The following is a 1,912-nucleotide window of genomic DNA, read 5'->3' on the forward strand; positions in this document are numbered from 1 at the left end:
AGCCAGACGGTGCAGCAGACAGCGTCGGCGTCGGAAGAACTGGCGGCGACGGCCGAGGAAATGAGCGGCCAGGCGCAGCAGCTGCAGCAGGCGATGGCCTTCTTCCGCCTGCGTGATAACGCATCGGCGCAGACGCTGTCGTCGCGTCGGACGACGGTCCGGTCGTCTTCCACGCGCATCGGCATGGCGGCGTCGGATATGCCTGTCGAGGCGGATTTCGCCCGATTCTGATTGTTTTCAAGGCTTGCCGTCGCGCAGCGATCGCGATGGCGGATGGTCTGGCTCGTTCATCGCTTCGAATTGATCGGAGAACTGAATAATGAAAAATGCTTCGAGCGTGAAATTCTCGACCCGCGTCGGCTTGGCATGTGCAGCGGTATGCGCACTGGCCGGCGCTGCAGTGTGGTCCGGATTCGGCAGCATGGACGAACTTCTCGGACTGTCGGCCGCCTCGGGTGCCGATGCGCGCGCAGCCAGTGAGGCGGCCAGTGCAGGGCGCACGCTGCTTCTGGCGCTGACCGGCGCGATCGTGGTGCTGACTATCCTGTCCGGCTGGCTTCTGCTCCGCTTGCGCGAGGGCGTGTTCGGCAGCGAGCCGGAAGCCCTTGCCGCGGCGGCCGGAAAACTTGCATCCGGCGAGTTCTCGGCTGCGGCCGGGTTTGCTGGCGCGCCCGCCGGCAGTATCGCCGCTTCGCTGAACCAGGTTTCGGTGAATCTCGGCCTGCTGATGGAGCAGATGGGCAGGATGTCGGCCGAGCACGACAGGGGCGACATCGAAGTCACGATCGACCTTGGCCGCTTCGGCGGAGACTTCCGCGTCGTCGCCGAACAGGTGAACCAGATGGTGGCCGGCCACATCGCGGTGAAGAAGAAGGCGATGGCCTGCATCAAGGAATTCGGCGAAGGCAATATGGACGCGCCGATGGAGCAGTTGCCGGGCAAGAAGGCCTTCATCAACGACACCATCGAACAGGTGCGCGCCAACATCAAGGGCTTCATCGCAGAAATGAATCACATGTCGGCCGAACACGACCGCGGCGACATCGACGTGATGATGGACGAGGCCCGCTTCAAGGGCGCTTACCGGACCATGGCCCAGGGTGTGAACCAGATGGTGTCCGGCCACATCGCGGTGAAGAAGAAGGCGATGGCCTGTTTCAAGGAATTCGGCGAAGGCAATATGGACGCGTCGATGGAACAGTTGCCGGGCAAGAAGGCCTTCATCAACGACACCATCGAACAGGTGCGCGCCAACATCAAGGACTTCATCGCCGACATGAACCACATGTCGGCCGAGCACGACCGTGGCGACATCGACGTGATGATGGACGAGGCCCGCTTCAAGGGCGCCTACCGGACCATGGCGCAGGGCGTGAACCAGATGGTGTCCGGCCACATCGCGGTGAAGAAGAAGGCGATGGCCTGCTTCAAGGCATTCGGTGAAGGCAATATGGATGCGCCGATGGACCAGCTGCCGGGCAAGAAGGCCTTCATCAACGACACCATCGAACAGGTGCGCGGGAATATCAAGGCGCTGGTTGCCGACACCGACATGCTGTGTCGCGCCGCGCTGGTGGGCGACCTGGACAAGCGTGCCGACTCGAGCCGGCACAAGGGCGATTTCCATCGCATCGTGCAGGGCATCAATGACACGCTCGACGCGGTGATCAACCCGGTCAACGAAGTGATGTCCGTGCTGGCGGCGATGGAGCGCAACGATCTCAGCACCCGTGTCCACGGCGATTACCGCGGCAAGCTGCTGGATCTCAAGAACTCGATCAACAGCACCAGCGACCGCCTGTCGCAGACCATAGGCGAGGTCATCAGCGTCGCCGACGGTCTTGCGAGCGCGTCGGAAGAGGTGTCGGCGACGGCGCAGTCGCTGAGCCAGGGCGCAAGCGAGCAGTCGGCG

General features: G+C 63.0%; 2 protein-coding genes and 1 pseudogene. 2 read left to right on the forward strand and 1 reads right to left on the reverse strand.

The features are described from left to right. Positions 1–231, forward strand: a pseudogene (locus WJU27_RS20990) (methyl-accepting chemotaxis protein); the annotation flags it as partial. 6 nt (positions 232–237) lie between these two features. Here WJU27_RS20990 and WJU27_RS20995 read toward each other — a convergent pair. Further along, on the reverse strand, positions 238–423 hold the full coding sequence (locus WJU27_RS20995) for a hypothetical protein (RefSeq protein ID WP_341423327.1): 186 nt from the start codon (positions 421–423) through the stop codon (positions 238–240). Here WJU27_RS20995 and WJU27_RS21000 point away from each other — a divergent pair. Further along, on the forward strand, positions 422–1,912 hold a 1,491-nt coding region (locus WJU27_RS21000; protein ID WP_341423328.1), incomplete at its 3' end, for a HAMP domain-containing protein. The two genes, WJU27_RS20995 and WJU27_RS21000, sit on opposite strands and share 2 nt — an antisense overlap.

The sequence above is a fragment of the Methyloversatilis sp. NSM2 genome (assembly GCF_038066675.1).
Lineage (GTDB): Bacteria > Pseudomonadota > Gammaproteobacteria > Burkholderiales > Rhodocyclaceae > Methyloversatilis > Methyloversatilis discipulorum_A.